This is a genomic window from Olsenella sp. An290 (genome assembly GCF_002159535.1).
Classification (GTDB): domain Bacteria; phylum Actinomycetota; class Coriobacteriia; order Coriobacteriales; family Atopobiaceae; genus Thermophilibacter.
Genome location: NZ_NFIU01000006.1, coordinates 89,156 through 111,094, shown reverse-complemented (window position 1 = coordinate 111,094; position 21,939 = coordinate 89,156). Strand labels below are relative to the sequence as shown.

The following is a 21,939-nucleotide window of genomic DNA, read 5'->3' as shown; positions in this document are numbered from 1 at the left end:
TTTTTGCCCTGTAACGTTCTTTGACAATTGGAGACTGAGATGAAGATTGCCGTTGCCGGTACCGGCTATGTTGGCCTTTCACTTGCTGTGCTGCTTGCGCAGCACAATGAAGTCCATGCTTTGGATATTGTTCCTGAGAAAGTGGACATGCTCAACCGGTTTGAGGCGCCCATTCGGGATACGGAGATCGAGCAGTTTTTGAGCGAGGCTAAGGCGGGGGAGCGCACGCTCAATCTGACGGCTACGATTGATACAACGGCAGCATACGCTGGTGCTGAATTTGCAGTTATTGCGACGCCGACCAACTACGATCCGGCGCGCAACTACTTCGATACTTCTTCTGTTGAAGCGGCGATCGATGCAGTTCGCTCGGTCAACTCGGACGCGTTGATCGTCATCAAGTCGACCATTCCCGTTGGTTATACGGAGCGCCTGCGCGCGGAGCGCGGGGACTCCCGTATCATCTTCTCGCCGGAGTTCCTGCGAGAGGGGCATGCCCTGTTTGACAATCTTCATCCCAGTCGCATCGTGGTGGGTGCGCCGGCGGACGATGCCGAAGCTCGCGCCGGCGCGGAGCGTTTTGCGGCACTTCTCGCCGAGGGTGCCGATCCCGCAGAACTCGATCGCGTGAACGAGGACGGCTCGACCGGCATTCCCGAACTCGTGCTCGGCCTCACGGAGGCCGAGGCGGTCAAGCTCTTCGCCAACACCTACCTCGCGCTGCGCGTCTCCTACTTCAACGAGCTCGACACCTATTGTGAAGTGCGCGGCCTTTCCGCCACCGACGTCATCCGCGGTGTGTGTCTCGAGCCGCGCATCGGATCGTTCTACAACAACCCGTCCTTCGGCTACGGCGGATACTGTCTGCCCAAGGACACCAAACAGCTGCTCGCTAACTACAAGGACGTACCTCAGAATCTCATCGAGGCCATCGTGGACTCCAACCGCACGCGCAAGGATCACGTGGCCGACGAGGTGCTCACGCGCGTGAATGAGCTCGTGTACGCAGGCGTTTCCGCGCCTACTGTGGGCGTGTATCGCCTCACTATGAAGAGCGGATCAGATAACTTCCGCGCGTCTTCTGTCCAAGGCATCATGAAGCGAGTGAAGGCCAAGGGTGTTCCTGTGCTGGTCTATGAGCCGACGCTCGACGATGCGGCGTTCTTCGGCTCCGAGGTGACGCACGACCTCAACGCCTTCAAGGAGCGCTGCGACCTGATCATCGCCAACCGCTGGAGCGACGAGCTTGCGGACGTGTCCGACAAGGTCTATACGCGGGATCTGTTCCGCAGGGATTAATCTAAGTACGAGATTTCATTTTGCTGAAAGGGTGAGACTATGCCCCTCCGCACCGACTACTCGGACGTTTCCTTCGCTGGCGACGGCCGCCTGAAGCTCCTCATCATCGTGGGCACGCGACCGGAGATCATCCGCCTCTCCGAGGTCATCAAGAAGTGCCGCCGGCACTTCGACTGCCTGCTCGCCCACACGGGGCAGAACTACGACTATACGCTGAACGGCATCTTCTTCCGCGACCTCTCGCTCGACGACCCGGACGTCTACATGGACGCGGTGGGGGAGGACCTGGGCTCCACCATCGGCAACATCATCGACGCCTCCTACAAGCTCATGGCGCAGGTCGAGCCGGACGCCCTGCTCGTGCTGGGCGACACCAACTCCTGCCTCTCGGCCATCCCCGCGAAGCGCCTGCACATCCCCATCTTTCACATGGAGGCGGGCAACCGCTGCAAGGACGAGTGCCTGCCGGAGGAGACCAACCGCCGCATCGTGGACGTGATCTCCGACGTGAACCTGGCCTACTCCGAGCACGCGCGCCGCTGGCTCGCAGCTACCGGCTGCGCGCCGGAGCGCACCTACGTGACAGGCTCGCCCATGGCCGAGGTACTTCGCGCGAACCTGGAACAGATTGACGCGTCGGACGTGCTCGACCGCGAGGGGCTGGAGGAGCGCGGCTACTTCCTGCTCTCCGCCCACCGCGAGGAGAACATCGACACCGAGGCCAACTTCCGCTCGCTCTTCAGCGCTATCAACGCGCTTGCCGAGGAGTACGGCAAACCGATCCTCTACAGCTGCCACCCGCGCAGCCGCAAGCGCCTGGAGGCCTCCGGCTTCACGCTCCACCCGCTCGTCCGCACGCACGAGCCCATGGGCTTCCACGACTACAACCGTCTGCAGTCCAGTGCCTTCTGCGTGGTCTCGGACTCCGGGACCCTGCCCGAGGAGTCGAGCTTCTTCGCCTCCATCGGCCGGCCGTTCCCGGCCGTGTGCATCCGCACCTCCACGGAGCGCCCCGAGGCACTCGATAAGGGCTGCTTCACGCTTGCGGGCATCGACGAGCGGGGGCTCCTCAACGCCGTGCGCGTGGCGGTCGCGCTCGACGCGGAGGGCAGCTACCCCGCCGCCCCCGTGCCAGACTACGCAGACGAGAACGTGAGCACGAAGGTCGTGAAGATCATCCAGTCCTACACGGGCATCGTGGACCGTATGGTGTGGAGGAAGTACTAGGAGACCCTTCCTCCCAAATCGCTTTGATTGGCCTCGGCATCAACATGGATATGATGATGCCGAGGCTTTTTTTCGTAGTGAATCGGACGGCTGCGAGAGTTGGCTCTCGGTACTGTTGAACAAGGTGGATAAATCACACGAGAATATATCTCCTCGTGTGATTAATTGATTCGTAAGCGCGGTGCTCAACTCGCCCAAACAGCGTTCCACTGCATGATGCCTCCTCCTTCTTTCACGTTTCCCTTCCCCCCAGTCCTGTAGCGGCGGGCGAGTGGGCGGACAAAGAGGCTGCGAGCAACTATGGTGATGTGGAATTTGACATCATTCTGATGTTTAAAAGCATCGGAATGATGTTTATGGGTAAAAATAATTTAGGACTGTCGCAAAGGAGGGCGCCATGGCAACCAGCGTGATGAAGCCGACGACCGTTCGGTTTGACGAGGGGTTGAAGGCGGATGCAACCGACATCCTTGACTCCATCGGCCTGAGCCTTAATTCGTATCTGACGCTCGCCCTGAGGCAGCTTGTCAATCAGCGCAGGGTTCCCTTTGATTTGGCCCCTGCCCCAGAGGTGCCCAACGAGGAGACGCGTCGGGCGATGATTCTTGCCGATGCCAAGGAGATGGGGCTCATCAGGGACGATGCGGCGACATTTGACAACGTGGAGGATGCGCTCTCCTATCTCGAGGCGCTCTGATGTATCAGATCAAGTTTGATTCCTCCTTTGCGGCGGACTATCAAAGAGTTGTCCGACGGCATCCGTGGGTCAGGCGTGAGTTCGCGGCGGCTCTTCGCGAGCTGGCGGAGAGCGGCGAGCTTCCTAAGTCCTATGGGGCGCACGCCCTCAATAACCCTGGCGGCAACTACAACGGACATATCGACTTCCATCTCTCCGACGGCGCCGTGGATGTCATCGTGCTATACCTGCCGCATTGGTCAAACCCCACCATTCGGTTTGTGAGGATGGGGACTCACGGCGAGCTTTTCCAGGGCCCAAAGAGATAGCCGCGCTCGGCCACTGCGGCTTTGAGAATCTGAGCAGGGCCGTGAGGATGCCTGAGAGGCTAAAGCCTCAGACAGTGGTCAGTGTTGTCCCGTCGGACATTTTGTCGAGCGTGTCCTATTGGGTTTGGCCGCCCATGGAGAGTTTGAAAAGACCTTGAGGTTGGAATCAACAAACTACATGGTAATGCTGGCAGAGGTGCTTTCTCTGCTTCTTGATAGGGTATCTGAATACGGAACGGAAGAGTGAGCGCCGTGAGGGCGCTCCTGTGTTGGAACGAGTGGTCATATGAAGCGCATGTCAGCGTCGGTAAGGGACGGGAAGGTCGTTATCAAGGGAGGCCCGCGGCACGGAAACGGTGTGGTGGACGGCCCCTCGAGCGCCTTTGCAAAGCGGATGGGGAGACTGTTTCCCTACATGGGCGGAGCGCCTGAGCCGCGTTCGGATTTGAGGGACCGCGCACGGGCCTAGGTGGCAGAATCTGCCCGCGAGGAGAGTAGGCGGCCGCAGTATCCCTGCGGGATTAAGCGATATTCAATATTGGCCGTGTCGTCCGGGCGGGGTGGCACGGCTCTTTTACAAGGCTCCGACTCGATCGGATGACTCTGAATATCTCGGAATATCTCTGAATTCTGAGATGCCGGTGCGTGGAATCTCGGGCGGCCTCCTCCGTGCGCAGTGAAATCTAGAGGCCCGCTTTCCCTCTCTTATTTGTACTATTCGCCAAATAGTACAAATAAGAGAGGGAGACGCGGCGCGTTATTTGTACTCGCAAGAGGGCTCGGCCAAGACGCCAGCCGTGATTCTCTCGCCTCCCAATGTAAGCATTCGCGGAACTGCGGCCCAGATAATTGCCAGTCAATATTCAGACTGCTATGCTGAAATGCACAAATGGGGGAGGGGGTACCTTCTCCTGCGACTCGAAAGAAGGAGTGTTCCCATGAAGAAGCTCGTGAGCGCCTTTGCGGCGGCGCTGATGTTTGTCGGCCTGCCCACCGTTGCCATGGCCGCCCAGTTCAACAGCCCCAGCGGCACCACGGTCACCGCCCCGGGCACCAGCGTTGCCCTCTCCGTCTCCGGCGACGTGACCAGCGCCTCCGGCAACGGCTACGTCTCCGTTGACCCCTCTGGCACCGTTGCCTCCAACGTGCCCGAGGGCGTCACGCCGCTCGCCACCTTTGAGGTCCTCGAGCACGGCGACGTCGAGTTCACCCAGCTCTCGCTCGTCTTTAGCGTGGGCACCCAGTACGCGGGCGCCCAGGCGACGGTCTACATCCAGCACGGTGACGGCACCACGGAGACCCAGCAGGCCACCGTTGCCGCTGACGGCACCGTGACCATCACCGTCGACCGCCTCTCCGTCTTCTCCATCGTGGTTGACGAGTCCACCATCCCGGCCGACGGCGGCGTCTCCACGGACACCTCCGCCACTTCGCCCAAGACCGACGCCACCGTGGCCCCCGTGGCCGGCATGACGGTGGCCGCCCTCGCGGGCGCCGGCATCGTGGCCGTGTCTCTCCGCAAGAAGATCGCCGAGTAGCAGCTCTTCTTGCCCGGACGGGCAGCATCGAACGAGCAAGGGGACTCGCTCCGGCGGGTCCCTTTTCGTAAGAAGCGAGAAAAAGGCGGGAGTCGAGGGCTCATGGCAGACATGGAAGACAACGGGCAGCAGAGCGCAACCCCCGCGCCCACGGGGCGCAAGCGGGGCGTCATTCCGCTGGTCATAGCGCTGGTGGTGCTGCTGGGAGTGGCCGGCGCTGGTGGTGCCTACCTTATCTCCCAGATGGCGGTGGGCCAGCGGGAGGCCGCCCGACAGGAGGCAACCGCCGTACCGGAGACTCCCGCGGAGCTGACCGAGGACGCCCCGGAGGAGAAGCCGACCAATCCCATTGACTTCCCCTCACTCAAGGCGGAGCACCCGGACATCTACGCCTGGATCACCGTCCCGGACACGGGTGTCAACTACCCGATCGTCCAAAGCGCGACGGACGACAACTTCTACCTGCGGCGCGACCTCGACGGCGCGTATTCGGTCTACGGCTCCATCTACACCCAGAGCATGAACGCAACGGACTTCTCCGACCCGGTGACCGTGGTCTACGGCCACAACACGGAGAACGGGACCATGTTTGGCGACCTGCTCAAGTTCCGTGACCCGGACTTCTTTGCCGCGCACGAGAAGCTCTACATCTACCTGCCGGGGCACATCCTCACGTACCGGATCATCGCCGCGTACGACTACGACGACCGCCACATCCTCAACAGCTTTGACTTCACCGACCCTACGGTTCGCGAGCAGTACTTTGCCACGGTGCTTGCGCCCACCTCGATGCAGGTGAACGTGCGCGAGGGCGCGTCACTTGCCGCCGACGACCGCATCGTACAGCTGAGCACGTGCACGGCCGTGGGGACCCACGACCCCGTCCGCTACCTGGTGACGGGCGTGCTCGTTGACGACCAGGAGACCCAGTAGAACACGGAGGCCTCATGCCCACGCAGGACGAGCGCTCGCAGCGTGCGGGACGCCACTTCAAGGAGCCCAAGACCAACCCCGAGCCCGCGGGTTCTTCTCGCGAGAAGAACCCTGACGTTTCCGGGGACGTGCGGGACACTGCCACCCCGCCCGCGCCCAGCGAGCCCGCCGCCGCAGACCCCGCCGGTGCTGCCCAGGCGCCCAAGAAGCGTCGCCTGGCCCTGCGCGTTGTGGGGATCGTGGTGCTGGTGCTCGTTCTTGCGGCGGGGGGCGTGGCGCTGGCGGTCACGCAGATGATCTCCCAGGGCGAGCGCGCGCTGCGCGAGGCGTCCAAGCCCGAGGACCTTGAGACGTCCGAGGAGGCGGAGACCCAGGACGAGGGTGTGACCGTCACCTACCAGGGCAAGAAGTACCGCTACAACGAGAACATCGTCTCCATTGTGGTGATGGGCTACGACCGGCATGAGAGCGTTGAGGCCACCGGTCACGCAGGGCAGGCCGACGCCGTCATGGTGGTGGCGCTGGACACGGCAACGGGCCAGATGCGCGTTATCGGCGTGCCCCGCGACACCATGGTGGACGTTGACGAGAACGTGGGCAGCGCCTTTGTGGGCCAGGAGAAGATGCAGATCGCGCTGGCCTTCAGCTACGGCGACGGCTACGACACGAGCGCCCAGAACGTGGTCCGCGCGGTGTCGCGCGTGCTCTACAACATGCCGATGAACTACTACTTTGCGATCGACATGCAGGGCGTGGGCCCGCTCAACGACGCGGTGGGCGGGGTGAGCCTGACGCCTCTGGCCACCATCCCCAACACGGGCGTGGTGGCTGGCCAGCCCACGACGCTCTGGGGCACCGCCGCGCTGCGCTATGTGCAGTATCGGGACACGTCCCAGCTGACGTCCTCGCTTGACCGCCAGGCTCGGCAGTCGCAGTACCTCCAGGCGTTCTTCTCGCAGGCGATCGCCGCCGCCAAGGGCAACCCGACGGTTCTGGTGGGGCTGTACCAGACGGCGCTCGCGTACGCGACGACCAACCTTGACCTGAACGAGTTCAGCTATCTGGCCGCAACGCTCGTGGAACACGGGATGAGCCAGCTTGACGTGACCACGCTTGCCGGCGAGGCCGTGAAGGGCGGGCAGTACGTGGAGTACCACCTCGACCAGCAGAGCGTCTACGAGACGGTGCTCAGCGTGTACTACACGCCCGTGCCCGAGGAGGACCCGGCTCAGGAGTAGGCCGCCGTTCGCCGAAAGGGGAGGGACCCGCGCGTCGTCGCTCTTAAGATTTCTTTAGGTGGAGCCCTTAAGATGGGGTCTGCCTTTTGGAGAGGTGGCGCCAGGGGAGGGAAGCATGAAAATCTATGAGGTTATTCCGCTGGCCGCGCTGGTGTCCTTTGCAGTCATCGGATTGTTCTCTGCTACTCATTTTCGCCCGCTGGTGATTTCTCGAGATGCCAAATACTATGACAGCCATGAGAAGAGGCTCCTGAGGCTTCCCGGCTTGTGGCTGACGGCCTCCATGTGGCTCAGCTATCTAAATAACCTCATGGTCGCTCTCGGTGTGATTGGAACCATCATTGTCCTCCACCTGACAGTACAAGATCCGGGCGATATTGCCCGCATCCAGGGGTATACGGTGCTCTCTTTTGTCTGCTCGTCGTTGGCGAACTTTAGTAATGGCAAGGAGAAGAGCATCGCTTACCGCCAGGCATATATCTACTACGAACCGCTCTGCACAAGATACGAGATCAGCTACGGCAGGGCGGGTGCCCCGAAGGATGAGGAAAGAACAGGGCGACTTGAGGAGCTTGCTGACAAGCGCATGGTGGCCGAGGAGATTATTGCCCTGAAGCACGAAAGGCCGCGGGTCGGGTAGATTGGCGAGAAGAACGTTCGCTCGACACTCAGGGCCGACGGGGCTGTCGGTCCCTCGTCTTGGCTACCTCAGCGCTATGAATGCGGCGACCGCGTAGCAGACGATGGCGATGGCCCAGGGGACAACCTTGGCGTAGCGCTCCTTGGGCCTGAGTGGGAGGGCAATGAGTCCGGCAAGGAGGGCAAAGCTTCCCACCGTGGCAAGGTTGACCGTAATGACCAGTGAGACGCTTGCGGCGGCCTGCGACTCCATGTTGATGTTGACGAGCGTGAAGACGGCGGCGAAGATGGCCATGAGGGTCATGACGTTGCCATAGATGCGCTTCTCGATGCCCTCGATCTCGCTCGCCTTGTTCTCGAGCTTCTTGAGGTCGTTCCCAAAGAGCGACTCATAGTCTCCCATGCCCTTGAAGGAGAACTCGTCGCTGAACGTCCCCTCGTACGGGGTGTCCGTGGGCTCGTCCAGGCGCTCAAACGTCAGCTGGGCGATTCCCCTTGTGGTGTCCAGCACAATGGCATCACTGGAGACATTGGTGACGCGGAAGTACACGCGCGTCTTGTGCCCGGGGAAGTAGAGGGGCGCGTCGAGGCGGAGGCCCTGGCGCAGCCGAGAGTTCTTGATGAGAACGCGGCATGCGAGGTCAGTCGGAAGGTTGATGCGCTCGACCGAGGAGACGAAGGTCGAGTCGCCGGGGTTGAGCGTGCAAGAGGTCAGTCCCGCGCTATAGCTGCTGGAGTCGGTGAAAAAGCGCTGTGTGGTGAGGTCATAGGAAACGGGGCCGGCGTTCTCCTTCCGGCCCTCCTCAATAACGTTTGAATCAATGTAGCCCAGAATGCTTTGATGGCTTAGCAGCATCGTCCGACTCCTCCGTGACCACTACGATGCTTTGCTAGTATAGCACCGCCCGCTGTCAGTCTTGTGCCCTCCCGGGCCGGCGTTGAGGAGGCGCGCATGACCCACTTCCAGCTCACCGACCGCGGCAACGCGGCAAACGAGGACTTCGTGCGCTCCGCGGGGCGCTACGGCATCGTGATCGACGGTGCCACGGGGCTTGCGGGAGACGCGCTCTTTCCTGACCGCTTTGCGACCAACGCGCAGTGGCTCTCGCACACGGTGGGGGAGGGCGTCTGCGCGGCCCTCGATGCGGGCGCGCCGGTTGAGCGGGCGCTTTCTGAGGCCGTGACTGCGGCGCGCGAGGAGCTTGAGGCGACGCTTGGCCGACCGCTCGCGGACGTGGACCCGGACTCAGTTCCTTCCGCGACGCTGGCGCTTGCCGTCCTCACGGCTGACACGGTGGAGCTCTACGGGCTTGCGGACTCTCCCCTCGTGGCCGTGATGCGTGACGGCTCGGTGTTCCTCTCGACGGACGAGGTGCTCGAGGGGCTGGACGCGGAGGCCGTCCGCGCAAGCGTGGAGCGGGCGGCGGGCCGACCCCTCACGGGACCGCAGAAGCGGGCGCTCGTGCAGGACGTCATCGTGGCCCATCGGCGCCTGCGCAACACCGAGGGCGGCTACTGGTGCCTGGACCCCACAGGCACGGGCCTGGCGCACCTTCGCCGGGCGTCGCTCCCGCTCGCGGAGGTGGTGGCCGTGGCGGGCATGAGCGACGGCTTCTGGCGCGTGTTCGGCGACTTTGCCCTGGCGGACGCCGCGCGCGAGCTTCCGGCCCTGACGCCCGGGCGCGCAGGGGAGCTGCTCGGCCGCCTGCGAGCTGAGGAGGCGGCCGACCCGGATTACACCACGCATCCCCGGCTCAAGCGCTCGGATGACGCGAGCCTCTTCTGCATCCGCCCGGCGTAGCGCGCGGGCGTCCCGCGCAGCTGCCACGGGTATGCCGCGCAGCCGTCGCGCGCCAGCCGCCCGCCTACATCCCCATGGCCTGCATGACAAACATCACAACGGTCAGCACCACCACGGCGCAGATCATGAACCACGTGAGCGCGTTCCAGAGGCGGCTGTTGACGTAGCGCCCCATGACGTGGCGGTCGCTCGCAATGAGCACCATGAAGACCAGAAGGACCGGCAGCAGCACGCCGTTGATGACCTGCGCGACCATCATGATGCCGAAGAGGTTGACGTTGGGCAGGAGCACCACGACCGCCGAGATGCAGATGACCGCGGTGATGATGCCGCGATACGCCGGGGCCTCGGACCAGCTGCGGTCCGCTCCCCGCTCCCATCCAAACGCCTCGCAGATGGCGCTCGACGTGATGCCGGGCAGCACGCACGCCGCAAGGAACGAGGCCCCCACCAGGCCCGCGCCAAAGAGCGCCTCCGCGTAGTCGCCCACGAGGGGCGCGAGCGCGGCCGCCGCGGCCTCGGCCCCGCTCACGACGATCCCCGCCGGGTGCAGCACCGTGCCCGTGGTGAGGATGATGAACCAGGAGATCGCGCTTGCGGCCACGGCGCCCGTCACCGTGTCGATGCGCTGGTAGGGGAGGTCCTCGGCGTGGGCGTTCTTTTCGACCACGTTGGACTGCGCCAGGAAGAGCATCCACGGGGCGATGGCGGTGCCCACGCTGGCCACGAGCAGCGAGAGGTACTGCGGCGTGCCCTCGATGTGCGGCACGAGCGTGCTCCTGAGGGCGGCGCCCCAGTCTGGCCCCACCATGAAGCCGGCGACGACGTAGGTGAGAAAGACGCAGGCCACGGCCAGGAGGATTTTCTCGATGCGCCGGTAGGAGCCGCTCATGGTGAGCGACCAGATGGCAACCGCCGCAATGGGGACAGAGACGTACGTGGGCACGCCAAAGAGGGCGAGGCCCGAGGCTATTCCCGCAAACTCCGAGAGCGTGACGGTTGTGTTGGACACGAGAAGCGCGAGCATTGCGAGCGCGGAGCGTCGGACGCCAAACTGCTCGCGGATGAGCGACGCGAGGCCCTTGCCCGTGACGCAGCCCATGCGCGCGGCCGTCTCCTGCGCCACGATGAGCAGGAAGCACATGACGGGGACGGCCCAGAGCTGGCCGAACCCAAAGTTGGCGCCGGCGTTTGAGTAGGTGGCCACGCCGCCCGCGTCCGCGCCCGCGAGCGCGGCGAGCAGGCCCGGGCCCATCGCGGCGAAGACGAGCCGCAGCTTGAGGCGATGCCCGCGTCCACTGGCGGCATCCTTTGCGTTGGCGCTGCGCCCGCTGCCGGCATTCCCCGCGTCAGCTTCGCGGCCGCCGTCTGCCCGCACGGCGTCAGGGCCGGCGGCAGCGGTCGTCGCCGCGCCGTCGCGTTCCGCGCCGCCCGTCGCGAGCCCGGCCGTGTCCTTCTCGCCCGCCACTACGCGAGCATCCCCAGCGGCCCGGCGAGCGCCACGAGCGTCACGCCAAACACCGCCACGGTCACGAGCATGGCAACGACGGACAGGGCAAAGCCGGAGGTCTCCTGGTTGCGCTCCTCGCGCCTCCGCAGGATGGCCAGGTAGACGGGAGAGCTCGCAAACGAGACAAAGATCGCCACGGCAGCTCCCAGGAAGCCCGCCGTCAGCGCGCCGCTCACGGGCCGGTGGGGCTGCCCGCAAAGATCACGTTGGTGAGCGCCATGGCCAAAAGCACGTCGAGCGCGCCCAGGGCCACGCCGAGAAGGAGCCCCTTGAACGTGAAGCCCACCATCGAGGGGGCGTCCTCGTCGTCGGGGTCGTTCTCAAGGAAGAAGTTGGTCACGTAGCTCACCGAGTCGTCCGCCAGCACCAGCGCGATGGGCAGCGCCGCGCAGGCCAGCAGCACCTCCACCAGCGGGATGAGCCCGCCCGTGGCGAGCGCGCCTACGGCTACCACGACCAGCCACAGGAAGAACCAGACGTTGCGGCGCAGAAGCCACACGAGCTCCCCGCCGTGCTCGGAGGCCTCGCCGTCCGCCGAGCCGCCGGCCACGCGCAGGTCCTCGGCGTGTTCCTCCTCCATGACGTCGAGCGCGTCGTCAACGGTGACGATGCCCAGGAGCCGCCCGTCGTCGGCCACGACGGGCATGGCGAGCAGGTTGTACTTGGCGATGTTCTCCGCGACGGCCTCCTGGTCGTCCTCGGGGCTCGCCGTGATGAGGTCCACCGTCGCGAGCTCGGAGAGCGGCGTCTCCGGCGCGGACACGATGAGCCCGCGCAGGGGCACCACGCCGGCGAGCTTGCCCGCCTCGTCGACGAGGTAGACGTAGCGCACCTCCTCGAAGTCGTCGTCGAGCCCGCGCAGCATCTCCACGGCGTCGGCCACCGTGGCGCCCTCGCCGACCGTGGCCACCTCGGAGGTCATGATGCGGCCCGCGGTGCTCTCGCGGTAGCCCAGAAGCTGGCGGATCGCGCGCTGCTCCTGGACGCCCATCAGGCGCAGGAGCTTCTCGGCCTTGTCGTAGTCGAGCTCGGAGACCAGCTCGGCGGCGTCGTCCGGGTCCATCTCGGAGAGCATGCGCGAGGCGTCCGTCTCGTCGAGCGAGCCCATGAGCTCGGCCGCCATCGCGTCGTCGTCGAACTCGGCCATGGCGCTGGCGCGCTGCTCGTCGTCCAGCTGCGCAAAGACCTGGCCGCGCAGGCGCGGGTCCAGCCGCTCGATGATGTCGGCGATGTCGGCGGGGTGCATGTCGTCGAGCGTCTTGTGGCTCACGGAGAGCTTGACGTTGGAGAGGTCGCGCTCGACGAGGTCCATGTAGTTCCACGCGATGATGCGCTCGGGCAGCGGGTGGCCAAAGGTGCGGGCCAGGCGCAGCGCCACGCGCTCGAGGGCGGGGTGGAGCGTACGCAGGATGCCGCGCGCGCCCACCTCGGCGCCCAGCAGGCGCAGCTGCGTCGAGCTGGTGTCGGAGAGCTTGAGGTCATTCACGCGGACGACGCGCATCCCGTGGGTGTCCACGATCTGCTTGTTCAGGATGTCGCGCGCAAGCAGCACCTCGTCAGGCTGGAGGTAGGAGAAGCGCAGGTCCGTGGCAATGGCCTTAAGGTGGACCTCGTGCTCGTCGTAGGTGTCCACGAACTTGCGCCACGAGATCATGATGGGCGTGCGCCCGGGCCCCATGAACGCGAGGCTCGTGATGCGGGGAAAGACCTCGCCGGTGGCAATGCCGAGGTCGGACACGGTGCCGACCTTCTCGCCGTCGGCGTCAAGAACGGGGTTTCCCAAGAGCTGGGACAGGTAGATCATGAGCGCTCCTCTGCTGGCGTCATCCGACGCGCCCAGTGAGCGCGCCGCAGGTCATCGACGGTGAGGTCGAGGTTTCATGCGGACCTTTCTCTTGAGGGATTTACCATGGGCCATTGTACACTTGTGGCGACGGGGCAAAGGCGAGAAGAACCGCCCGCCCCGCAGGGCAAGGAGGCGCGCGTGGACGGGAAGGGCCGCAGAATCGCACGGGTCGTCGCGGGGGCGGGGGCCGTCGTGGCCCTTGGCGCGCTCGTGGCGGCCAACGTGGCCGTGGTTCTCCTGGGCGATACCGTGAACTCCTACCTGGGGATCGGCGAGCAGGTGGTCATCTCGGAGGAGCGCCGCGACGCCACGATGGCGGCGGGCCGCGCGCTCGCCGAGCGCGTCGAGGGAGAGGGCATCGTCCTCCTGCGCAACGAGGACGCGGCGCTCCCGCTTCCCGCCGACGTTCGGCGCGTGAACGTGTTTGGGTGGGCCTCGACCCAGTGGGCCGCGAGCGGCTCGGGCTCCGGGCAGGTGGCGGGGTCCACGATGGGGCTGCTCGACGCGCTCTCCGAGGCCGGCCTGTCCTATAACGAGCGGCTCGCGGACATGTACCGCGACTTTTGCGGCGAGCGCACGTTTGCCTCCGCCGGCGCGCTCAACAGCCACGCGTCCGAGTTCTGCCGCCTCTTTGAGCCCTCCGTCCGCGACGAGTCCTGCTACACGCCCGAGCTCCTGGAGGACGCCCGCGCCTTCTCCGACACGGCGCTCGTGGTCATAGGCCGCGTCTCGGGCGAGTCCATCGACTGCCCGCAGGCCCAGCACAAGGTGGTGGAGCGCGGCGGCGAACTTGAGATCGACGCCTCGCGCGGCTACCTCGAGCTCTCGCGCGAGGAGGAGGACCTGCTGCGCTACGTGGGCGCCACCTACGAGCGCGTGGTCGTGCTCGTCAACTCCACCAACGCGATGGAGCTCGGCGAGCTGGAGACCGTCCCCGGCATCGACGCGGCGCTTCTCGTGGGAGCCACGGGGGAGGTGGGCGCCCGCGCGGTGGTGGACGTCCTCACGGGGGCGACCAACCCCTCCGGGCGCACCACCGACACCTACGCCTACGACTTTGCGACGGCTGCGAGCTGGGCAAACGCGGGCGAGCTGGGGGAGGGGCGCTACCTGGGCGCCGAGGGGCTCTACCCGGCCGACGGCACCCTCAACGTCAACGTGGGCGTGACCGAGCCCTATGACGCCGTGCGCTTCGTCGACTACGCCGAGGGCATCTACGTGGGCTATCGCTGGTACGAGACGGCCGACGCCGAGGGGTTCTGGGACGGCGTGGAGAACGAGCACGGCACGGGCTACGACGGCGTCGTGCAGTATCCCTTTGGCTTTGGCCTCAGCTACACGGACTTCTCGTGGGAGGTCGTCGAGCGGTCTCACGCAAGCGGGGCGTCCGTGGGGCGCGACACGTCCTTCTCGGTCGTGGTGCGCGTGACCAACACGGGGTCCGTCGCGGGTCGGGACGTGGTGCAGCTCTACTGCTCCGCGCCCTACCGTGCGGGTGGGATCGAGAAGGCGGCCTGGGTGCTCGTGGGCTACCAGAAGACGGGCCTCCTGGAGCCGGGGGAGAGCCAGGACGTCACCGTGTCCTTCCTGCTGGACGACGTTGCCTCCTTCGACCACGACGACGCCAGCGCCAACGGCTTTGCGGGCTACGAGCTCGAGGCCGGGGACTACGCGGTCGAGCTCCGCCGCAACGCGCACGAGCCCGCGGCCTGCACGCGGGCGCGCACCACGTTGCGGGTGCCTGCCACGATCTTGTGCCGGGACGATCTTGCCACGGGCGCGGAGGTGACCAGTCGCTTCACGGGGGACTCCGCGGTGGACGGCGTCTCCGTTGACGGGTCGGACTCGGGCGCGGGGCTGACGTATCTCTCCCGCGCGGACTTTGCCGGGACCTTCCCGAGCGAGCCGAGCCCTGACCGGGAGATGACGGATAACGTCCGGGCGCTCAACCTCTACGGCGAGGACCAGGTCAAGGAGGACGCACAGGCCTACGAGGAGCTGGTGGCTCGCGGCGAGGTGTCGCTTGGCCAGCCGCTCGCCTCCACGACGAGCGCGGTTCTCACCCTGACGGAGAACGGGCAGCTGACCGCCATCGCGCGCCATCTGGGCGAGAAGTACGAGAGCGCGGTCTGGGACACGCTCTTAGACAGCCTCTCCGTGGACGACATGAGCTCCCTGGTCCTGCACGGATACCTGGCCACGGGACGGATCAAGACGCTCTCGAAGCCGCTCACCAAGGAGGTGGACGGGCCCGCGCAGGTGGGGTCGTTCAACCAGCTTGCCTCAGGTGTGGGCTATCCCGGGCCCACGGTCCTTGCGCAGACGTGGAACCCGGGGCTCGCGCGGGAGTATGGCCGGCAGCTGGGGCTCGAGGCGGCGGTGCTGGGGGTCGACGGGCTCTACGCGCCCTGCGCGGACCTGCACCGCACGCCCATTGGCGGGCGCAACTACGAGTATTACGCGGAGGACCCGCTGGTCTGCGGCGTGACTGCCCGCGAGGTCACGGCGGGCGCGCGGGAGGCGGGCACCTACTGCTTCCTCAAGCACTTTGCGGTGAACAACCAGGACTCCTATCGCGACGGGCTCTACACCTGGCTCACCGAGCAGGCCCTGCGCGAGCTCTACCTCCGGCCGTTCCAGATCGCCGTGCGGGGCGGCACCACGGGAGTCATGACGTCGTACAACCGGGTGGGCGCCGTCTGGGCCGGCGGCAGCACGGCGCTCCTCACCGAGGTGCTGCGCGGGGAGTGGGGCTTTGCGGGTGCCGTCATCACGGACTACGCCGACCACCAGCAGTACATGAACGCGGACCAGGCCCTGCGTGCGGGGAGCGACCTCTACATGGACGGGGTCTTCCGCAACGGGAGCTTTGCCTTTGGGTTTGACTCGACCGCGCTCGCCCGCGTGCGCGGGACCGGGGACGAGGCGCTTGCGGCGAGCTACGTGACCAACCTGCGGCGCGCGACGAAGGACGTGCTCTACGTGTGGCTCAACGCACGGGCGGCGAACCTCGCGTACAACGAGCAGGCCCGCGCCACGGGCGCGCCGACCCTCGACCGCCCGCTCAAGACGGAGTCCTTCAACTGGCTTGGCACGGGCCTCGCGCTTCTCGATGCCGCCGCCGCGACCTTCCTCATCACCCGCCTCTTCCGCCCCGCGGGCACCCGCGACAAACCCGGGATGGTTTGACGGGCGGCGGCGGGGCGGAGCATCCCGCGCGGGCGCGGCCCGGCCTTGCCCGCTGCCCTTGCGGGGCTCGTTGTTCTTGTCGGCCACCTCTCGCGCTTTGGCGGGCTGAGCGGCGCGCACTCGTGGGCACTTTGGTCCGGGGACCAGAGATCGAGCCCAGTGCGCGCTGGCTTCCGCGCACTCGGCGCGATTTCATTCCGGACGGACGAGAAAAACGTCGGGTGCGCGCATGCGGCGGGGGAGCGGGCGCGCACTGGGCGCAACTTTTGGAGCGGGACAAGAAACGCCCCCAGTGCGCGCGTCGCGGCGTGCACTGGGGGCGTTTCTCGTCCGTACGGACACGGGAATTGACGAGTGCGCGCTGTCCCGCGCGCACCGGGGGCGTTTCTTGTCCGTGCGGGCAAAGGGGCCGGCGGGCATACATTGGGGGGCGCCCCAAACGGGACGCCCCCCTGTAAGGTCAGCTGGTCAGCTGCGCGCCGGACTAGCGACGGCGACGGGCGCCGAAGACGACGCCCAGGCCGGAGACGGCTGCGCCGACGGTGGCCACGAGGCCCACGGCGAGCGACGGGTCGCCCGTCTCGGGGACGGTGGCGGTGCCGTGGCTGCCGCCGGGCCGCGTGCCGCCGGGCTGCGTGCCGCCGGGCTGCGTGGTGCTGCCGCCGGGCTGCGTGGTGCTGCCGCCGGGCTGCGTGGTGCTGCCGCCGGGCTCGTCACCGCCCGGCTGCTCCTCGCCGCCGGGCTCCTCGCCCGTCGCGGGCTCGAGCGCGGCCGCGGCGGCCTCGAGCGCCTCGGCGGCCGCGGCGAGCTCGTCGGCCGTGGCGTCCTCGCGCGCGAGGAGGTCCTGCGCGGCCTCGAGCGCCTCGGCGAAGGGCTCCCAGGTCTCGGCGGTGTAGTCCTCGGCCGTAAGGTCGTCGTGCGCGTCCACGGCCGCCTGGAGCTCCTCGCGCGCCTCGTCGGCGGGGTCGGGCTCCACGACGGGCTCGGTGACGGTCACGGCAAACGTCGCGGTCTTGCCGCCGTAGGTGACGGTGACCTCGACGGTCCCGGCCGCCTCGAGGGTCGTGACGTCAAAGGAGAAGTCCTCGGGCGCGTCGGCGTAGGCAATCTCCTTCGTGGAGCCGTCGGAGTAGGAGAGCGCGAGCACAAGGCCCGTGGCGTCGAGCTCATCGCCCACGGTGTAGGCCGTCTTGGCGGGGCCGGCCTTCACGGTGACGCCCTCGAGGGTGGGCTCGACGGGCTCGGGGATGTCCTCAAGGCCCGCGATGGCGTCGCGGATGGCCTGGGCGGCCTCGGCGACGGCCTCCTCGGTCAGCTCGTCGGAGTCGAGCAGGGACTCTCCCGCGGCCACGGCCGCGTCGAGGGCCGCCAGGGACTCCTCGGTCTTGCCGTCGCGGTCGGCCGCGGCGGCCTCCTCGAGCGCCGCCTCAAGCTCGGCGGTGTCGACGGGCTCGGGCTCGGGCGTCGGCTCCTCGCTCGCAAGGCCGCTCACCACGAGCTCCGCCGCGCCGGCGAAGGCGTTGCCGGCGAGGGTGCTCTTGGCCACGAGCGTGACGTAGCGGCCGGTGGCCGGCTCGGCGAGCTCGACGATGGTGGCGTCGCGGCTGCCGGCCTGGAGCACGTTGGGGAAGGTGCCCGAGGCGGCGGGGGTGCCGGTGGGAACGCCCGCGGGATTCTCCTCGGTCACGTAGATCTCGTAGTCCTTGATGAGGCCGTTCTGGTTGGACTGGCGCGGCGTGTACGAAAGGCCGTCGACGTCGTAGCTCTTGCCCAGGTCAATGGTCACGTACGCGGGAAGCGAGCTCGTGCCGCTCGACCACGCGGTGTGCCAGTAGGTGCTCAGGTCGCCGTCGATGGCGTCCTCGGCGCGGCCGTTGCTCGCGCCCTCGCCGGTGGTCTCCTCGGTCGAGAAGCCCGCGATCGCGTAGAGGTCCTGCGCGATGGGGTGCGCCAGCGCCTGCGCGGCGAGCTCGAGCGTGGCCGAGCCCGTCCACCAGCCCTGGGTGACCGTGAGCTCGTAGGAGCCGAGCGTGGCGTCCTCGGGGATGGTGAGCGTGGCCTCAGCGGTGCCCTCGTCGCTCACCTGGAGCGTGACGTCCTCGCCAAAGCCGGTGGCCAGCGTGGCCTCCTTGCCGGGCTCAAGCCCGGTGACGCTCACGGTGACCTCCATGCCGGGCTTGGCCTTGGCGTGGGAGACGGTCACGACGGGCGTGAAGGCGGGCTCGACCTCAAAGGTCGGGACGTCGTTGGCGGTGGCGGGGCTGGTGGTCACCTCGTAGGTGCCGGGCGCCACGGCGGGCACGGAGAACTCGAGCGAGCCCGTGCCGTCGGCGCCCACGGTGGCGGTGCCGAGGTTCTTCTCGCCCAGCGAGAGCGAGACGGACGAGTTGGGCTCGAAGTCGGTGAGCATTGCCGTGACGGTGTCGCCCTGCCGGCCGGAGGCGGCGGACAGCGACGTGTTGTTGCCGTAGGCGACGGCGCCCTCGGTCACCGTGACCGTGAGGGTGTCCGTGACGGAGGTCCCGCCGGCCGTGAAGGTGACGGTGCCGGTGTGGGTGCCCGCGGCGGGCAGCTCGGTGAGCACGAGCTCCCAGAGGCCGTTCTGGGCGCGGTTGTTGTTGTTCTGGTTGGTGGGCGCGAGGTAGGGGCGGCGCTGCACCACGGTGAGCTCCTGGGTCTGCCCGTCCTCCCACGTGATGGTGGCCGAGACGTTGTCGGCCGTGGTCATGGGCAGGTAGCCGCGGGCGATGGTGTGGCTGACGCCCACCGTCGGCGCGGTCTCGAGGTCCGTGGCGGCCACGAGGGGCTCGTTCACGAGGCCGTCCTCGGCGTAGAAGTCCGCGCCCTTCATGGTGAGGGCGGGCACGGTGTCGGCGAGGCGCTCGCGCAGGTCGGCGACCTGCCCGCTGCGCTTGGCCTGCGGGGTCCACGCGACCTCGGCCAGCGCCATGGCGCGCGGGAAGGACGGGAAGAAGAAGTCCTGGATGCCGCGGACGTGCTCGCTCCACATGGCGCCCTCGACGCCGCGGATGTAGGAGTCGTCCAGCTGCGCGGACGTCGCGGGGTCGTAGTTGTAGAAGTCGTCGATGTTGACGACGCCGTCGGAGCCGCCCGCCCAGGTGGGACCAGCGACGTTGGGACCGGGCGCCTGCGGGAAGTAGGCGTTTTGGGCCATGGACCAGATGATTCTGGCGTCGGCGTCGCGCACCTTCTGCGGCGCGTTGCCGTTCCAGCACTGGAGGGTGTCGCCGGGCTCAAACTCGACGCCCGAGCCGGTGGAGGCCCACTCGTTCCAGCCGATGGGGGTGAGGCCCATGCCACGGACCATGTCGGCGGCCTTGTTCAGGAACTCGACGGCGCGGCCGGGGTAGTCGGTGTTGAGCTGGTGGGTCTCGTCGCCGCCGATGTGAAGGTAGTCGGAGCCGCAGATCTTGCTGACCTGCCGCACCACGTGCTCGAGGAACATCCACGTGTACTCGTTGTTGATGTCGAGGTAGGAGTTGCCCACGTCTCCGGTGGTCTGGGCCGGGCCGCAGATCCACTCCTCGGGGTTGTTGATCTTCTCGCCCGTGGCGGGGTCGACGGTGCCGTCGTGGGAGGACTCGGCGGAGTTGAGCTGCGGGATGGCGTGGAGCATGCCGCCGGAGTGGCCGGGCATGTCGATCTCCGGCACCACGTCGATGTGGCGCGCGTTGGCGTAGGCCACGATCTCGCGCAGGTCGTCCTGGGTGTAGTAGCCGCGGATGCCGGGGAGCTGCTGCCACTGGGTGGTGCCCATCGCGGCGTCGCCGGCGATGGTGGCCAGGCGGGTGTAGTCGATGGTGTCGCCCTCGGCGCGGCCCTCGTTGGTGATCTCTATGCGCCAGCCCTGGTCGTCGACGAGGTGGAGGTGCAAGACGTTGAGCTTGTACATCGACATGACGTCGAGCGCCTGCTTGACCTCCTCCACGGTGAGGAAGGAGCGCGCCGGGTCGAGCATGATGCCGCGCCACTCGTAGCGCGGGTAGTCGGTGATGCTGAGGGCCGGGACGCTCCACGGGCCGTTGGTCTCGAAGTCGGCCACGGAGTAGGGGCCAAAGAGCTGGTAGGTGGTCTGGACGCCGTTGAAGAGGCCCTCGGCCGTGCAGGCGCCGAGGACGAGGCCCTCCTCGGAGCTCGTGATGACGTAGCCCTCGTCCGTGTGGCCGGCAAGGCCCGCGGCGCCCCCCTCGTCCAGCATGGTGAGGACGATGTCGGCGACGTCGTCGTCGGAGACGCCCACCACGTCGAGCTCGTAGCCCGTGGAGGCCCGCAGGGTCTCGGCGAGCTTCTCGGCCTCGTCGCGGGCGGCGTCGTCGGCCACGATGTCGGACGCGGGGTCAAGCACGAAGGGCTCGCCGTCCTGGGCCTCGTAGCTCACGGGCTCGGGGACCACGGAGGGCAGCTCGCCCGACTCGGGCTCAGGCTCGGGCTCGGGCGCGCCGTCCGCCCAGGTGCCCATGATCTGGACCTCCCAGATGCTCGGCGCGTACCGGCTGCTGCGCTTGGTCACGCTGATGCGCACGTGGCGCGCGGTCACGTCCGTGAGCTCGGTGGTGACGGTCTCGGAGTCCGCCCCGTTGAGGTCTGTGGCGACGGGCGTCCAGCTCTGGCCGTCGGAGGACGTCTCGATCTGGTAGGGCTTGCCGTACTGCTTGCCCCAGACCACCGAGACGCTCGCGATGTTGGCCTCGGCGCCCAGGTCAAAGGCGAGCCAGGCCCCGTCCGCGTTGTTGGCGGACCAGCGGCTCGCCTGCGCGTTGACGTGGTTCTCGCGCGTGGTGAGCCAGGCCTTGTCGCGCCAGGTGGTGTCGCTCACCAGGCCGACCTTGCCGTCGGCGGCAAGCTCCGGCCCCCACTGGCCCGCGACCTCCTGGCCGGAGGCCGTGACCTTTGTGGTGTCGAGCGTGGCCAGGTTCACGGGGTCGGCCGGCTTGGGCGTGCCCCAGACCTCGAGCTCCCAGACGCCCGTGGCCCACGTGTCGTTGGCCTCGGTGATCGTGACGCGCACGTAGCGGGCGACGGCGTCGTCGAGGGCGGTGGTGTCCTCCTCGGAGGCGGTGGCGTGGACGTTGTCCGCGGCGACCGTCCAGTCGGTGCCGTCGAGGGAGGTCTCGATGCGGTAGGTCTTGCCGTACTGCTTGCCCCAGACCACGGTCACGTGGTCAACGACGACCTCCTGGCCCAGGTCCACGGAGAGCCAGCGCTCTCCCTCGGTGTTGGAGGACCAGCGGCTCGCCTCCCGGTTGCGGAAGTTGTCGCTCGTGTCGCGCCAGGCAAAGTCGTCGCGCCGGTCCTCGCCGCCGACCAGGCCCACGAGGCCGTCGACGGCGCGCTCGGGCGCGAAGTGGTCGGTCTCGCTGCCGGAGGCGGAGACCTCCTGGCCCAGGGCCAGGTTCTCAAGCTCGGGTCCCGCGGCCTGCGCGAGCGCGGCGCCGACGGGCTGGACGACCCCGCCCAGCGTCAGCGCGCCCGCGAGCAGGGCCGAGAAGACCCTCCTGCTGGGACGTTGCTGCCTCATGCATTCCCCTCTCACGTAAGGTGGTCGCAAATCGCGATAGACCCCCTTACCCTACCAGCGCGGGAGGGGTGTTCCGGAGGGGGCGGCGCCGGGCGCCGGGCGGGTGGCCCCAAGGTCTCGGCAAACGGTCTGAGCTGGTGTTGCCTGAGGAGCCCCGCTGGCTGCGGCCAACAGA

Annotated in this window: 15 protein-coding genes; 10 read left to right on the top strand and 5 right to left on the bottom strand. The window is 67.1% G+C overall.

Going from position 1 to position 21,939, the window contains the following annotated elements:
• Nucleotides 1-39 precede the first annotated feature (39 nt).
• The 8 genes from B5F84_RS05370 to B5F84_RS05335 all read left to right on the top strand — a co-directional run bounded on the left by B5F84_RS05370 (nucleotide 40) and on the right by B5F84_RS05335 (nucleotide 7,880).
• The gene (locus B5F84_RS05370; protein ID WP_087321620.1) at nucleotides 40-1,299 is read left to right on the top strand and encodes a nucleotide sugar dehydrogenase; all 1,260 of its coding nucleotides are present in this window, start codon (nucleotides 40-42) and stop codon (nucleotides 1,297-1,299) included.
• A 39-nt stretch (nucleotides 1,300-1,338) separates the two neighbouring features.
• Nucleotides 1,339-2,526, top strand: a complete 1,188-nt coding sequence (locus tag B5F84_RS05365) for a UDP-N-acetyl glucosamine 2-epimerase (RefSeq protein ID WP_087321618.1) — start codon at nucleotides 1,339-1,341, stop codon at nucleotides 2,524-2,526.
• Nucleotides 2,527-2,923: 397 nt separating this feature from the next.
• Nucleotides 2,924-3,223, top strand: coding sequence for a type II toxin-antitoxin system RelB/DinJ family antitoxin (locus B5F84_RS05360; protein WP_204205511.1), 300 nt, complete (start codon nucleotides 2,924-2,926; stop codon nucleotides 3,221-3,223).
• On the top strand, nucleotides 3,223-3,531 hold the full coding sequence (locus tag B5F84_RS05355) for a type II toxin-antitoxin system YafQ family toxin (protein WP_087321616.1): 309 nt from the start codon (nucleotides 3,223-3,225) through the stop codon (nucleotides 3,529-3,531). Before B5F84_RS05360 ends, B5F84_RS05355 begins: the two co-directional genes overlap by 1 nt.
• A 938-nt stretch (nucleotides 3,532-4,469) precedes the next feature.
• A complete protein-coding gene (locus tag B5F84_RS05350; RefSeq protein WP_087321614.1) occupies nucleotides 4,470-5,069 on the top strand; it encodes a hypothetical protein in 600 nt (199 codons plus the stop codon).
• A gap of 102 nt (nucleotides 5,070-5,171) precedes the next feature.
• Nucleotides 5,172-6,002 carry a sortase gene (locus B5F84_RS05345; protein WP_204205510.1) on the top strand — a complete coding sequence of 277 codons (831 nt, stop codon included), beginning with the start codon at nucleotides 5,172-5,174 and terminating at the stop codon, nucleotides 6,000-6,002.
• 14 nt (nucleotides 6,003-6,016) lie between these two features.
• A complete protein-coding gene (locus B5F84_RS05340) occupies nucleotides 6,017-7,240 on the top strand; it encodes an LCP family protein (RefSeq protein WP_087321613.1) in 1,224 nt (407 codons plus the stop codon).
• A gap of 115 nt (nucleotides 7,241-7,355) precedes the next feature.
• Nucleotides 7,356-7,880, top strand: a complete 525-nt coding sequence (locus B5F84_RS05335; RefSeq protein WP_087321611.1) for a hypothetical protein — start codon at nucleotides 7,356-7,358, stop codon at nucleotides 7,878-7,880.
• 63 nt (nucleotides 7,881-7,943) lie between these two features.
• On the opposite strand, the gene B5F84_RS05330 is transcribed toward B5F84_RS05335, so the two are convergent.
• Entirely contained in the window at nucleotides 7,944-8,735 is a 792-nt protein-coding gene (locus B5F84_RS05330) for a hypothetical protein (protein ID WP_087321609.1), read from the bottom strand.
• A gap of 96 nt (nucleotides 8,736-8,831) precedes the next feature.
• On the opposite strand from B5F84_RS05330, the gene B5F84_RS05325 reads away from it, so the two are divergent.
• The gene (locus B5F84_RS05325; protein WP_087321607.1) at nucleotides 8,832-9,680 is read left to right on the top strand and encodes a protein phosphatase 2C domain-containing protein; all 849 of its coding nucleotides are present in this window, start codon (nucleotides 8,832-8,834) and stop codon (nucleotides 9,678-9,680) included.
• Between the two features lie 64 nt (nucleotides 9,681-9,744).
• Here B5F84_RS05325 and B5F84_RS05320 read toward each other — a convergent pair whose 3' ends face one another.
• The 3 genes from B5F84_RS05320 to B5F84_RS05315 all read right to left on the bottom strand — a co-directional run bounded on the left by B5F84_RS05320 (nucleotide 9,745) and on the right by B5F84_RS05315 (nucleotide 12,994).
• Nucleotides 9,745-10,935 carry an Nramp family divalent metal transporter gene (locus tag B5F84_RS05320; protein WP_087321646.1) on the bottom strand — a complete coding sequence of 397 codons (1,191 nt, stop codon included), beginning with the start codon at nucleotides 10,933-10,935 and terminating at the stop codon, nucleotides 9,745-9,747.
• A gap of 212 nt (nucleotides 10,936-11,147) precedes the next feature.
• Entirely contained in the window at nucleotides 11,148-11,366 is a 219-nt protein-coding gene (locus tag B5F84_RS09690; protein ID WP_239378261.1) for a hypothetical protein, read from the bottom strand.
• A complete protein-coding gene (locus B5F84_RS05315; protein WP_239378260.1) occupies nucleotides 11,363-12,994 on the bottom strand; it encodes a CBS domain-containing protein in 1,632 nt (543 codons plus the stop codon). The genes B5F84_RS09690 and B5F84_RS05315 overlap by 4 nt, the downstream gene beginning before the upstream one ends.
• A gap of 180 nt (nucleotides 12,995-13,174) precedes the next feature.
• Between B5F84_RS05315 and B5F84_RS05310 the strand changes: the two genes are divergently transcribed.
• Nucleotides 13,175-16,225 (top strand): glycoside hydrolase family 3 protein, encoded by a 3,051-nt coding sequence (locus tag B5F84_RS05310; RefSeq protein ID WP_087321606.1) that lies wholly within the window; start codon nucleotides 13,175-13,177, stop codon nucleotides 16,223-16,225.
• A gap of 484 nt (nucleotides 16,226-16,709) precedes the next feature.
• Here B5F84_RS05310 and B5F84_RS05305 read toward each other — a convergent pair whose 3' ends face one another.
• Nucleotides 16,710-21,764, bottom strand: a complete 5,055-nt coding sequence (locus B5F84_RS05305; protein WP_087321604.1) for a family 20 glycosylhydrolase — start codon at nucleotides 21,762-21,764, stop codon at nucleotides 16,710-16,712.
• Nucleotides 21,765-21,939 lie beyond the last annotated feature (175 nt).

Coding starts and splice junctions, on each gene's coding strand:
- B5F84_RS05370 (WP_087321620.1), top strand. CDS start 40: ATGAAGATTGCCGTTGCCGGTACCGGCTATGTTGGCCTTTCACTTGCT.
- B5F84_RS05365 (WP_087321618.1), top strand. CDS start 1,339: ATGCCCCTCCGCACCGACTACTCGGACGTTTCCTTCGCTGGCGACGGC.
- B5F84_RS05360 (WP_204205511.1), top strand. CDS start 2,924: ATGGCAACCAGCGTGATGAAGCCGACGACCGTTCGGTTTGACGAGGGG.
- B5F84_RS05355 (WP_087321616.1), top strand. CDS start 3,223: ATGTATCAGATCAAGTTTGATTCCTCCTTTGCGGCGGACTATCAAAGA.
- B5F84_RS05350 (WP_087321614.1), top strand. CDS start 4,470: ATGAAGAAGCTCGTGAGCGCCTTTGCGGCGGCGCTGATGTTTGTCGGC.
- B5F84_RS05345 (WP_204205510.1), top strand. CDS start 5,172: ATGGCAGACATGGAAGACAACGGGCAGCAGAGCGCAACCCCCGCGCCC.
- B5F84_RS05340 (WP_087321613.1), top strand. CDS start 6,017: ATGCCCACGCAGGACGAGCGCTCGCAGCGTGCGGGACGCCACTTCAAG.
- B5F84_RS05335 (WP_087321611.1), top strand. CDS start 7,356: ATGAAAATCTATGAGGTTATTCCGCTGGCCGCGCTGGTGTCCTTTGCA.
- B5F84_RS05330 (WP_087321609.1), bottom strand. CDS start 8,735: ATGCTGCTAAGCCATCAAAGCATTCTGGGCTACATTGATTCAAACGTT.
- B5F84_RS05325 (WP_087321607.1), top strand. CDS start 8,832: ATGACCCACTTCCAGCTCACCGACCGCGGCAACGCGGCAAACGAGGAC.
- B5F84_RS05320 (WP_087321646.1), bottom strand. CDS start 10,935: ATGGGCCCGGGCCTGCTCGCCGCGCTCGCGGGCGCGGACGCGGGCGGC.
- B5F84_RS05315 (WP_239378260.1), bottom strand. CDS start 12,994: ATGATCTACCTGTCCCAGCTCTTGGGAAACCCCGTTCTTGACGCCGAC.
- B5F84_RS05305 (WP_087321604.1), bottom strand. CDS start 21,764: ATGAGGCAGCAACGTCCCAGCAGGAGGGTCTTCTCGGCCCTGCTCGCG.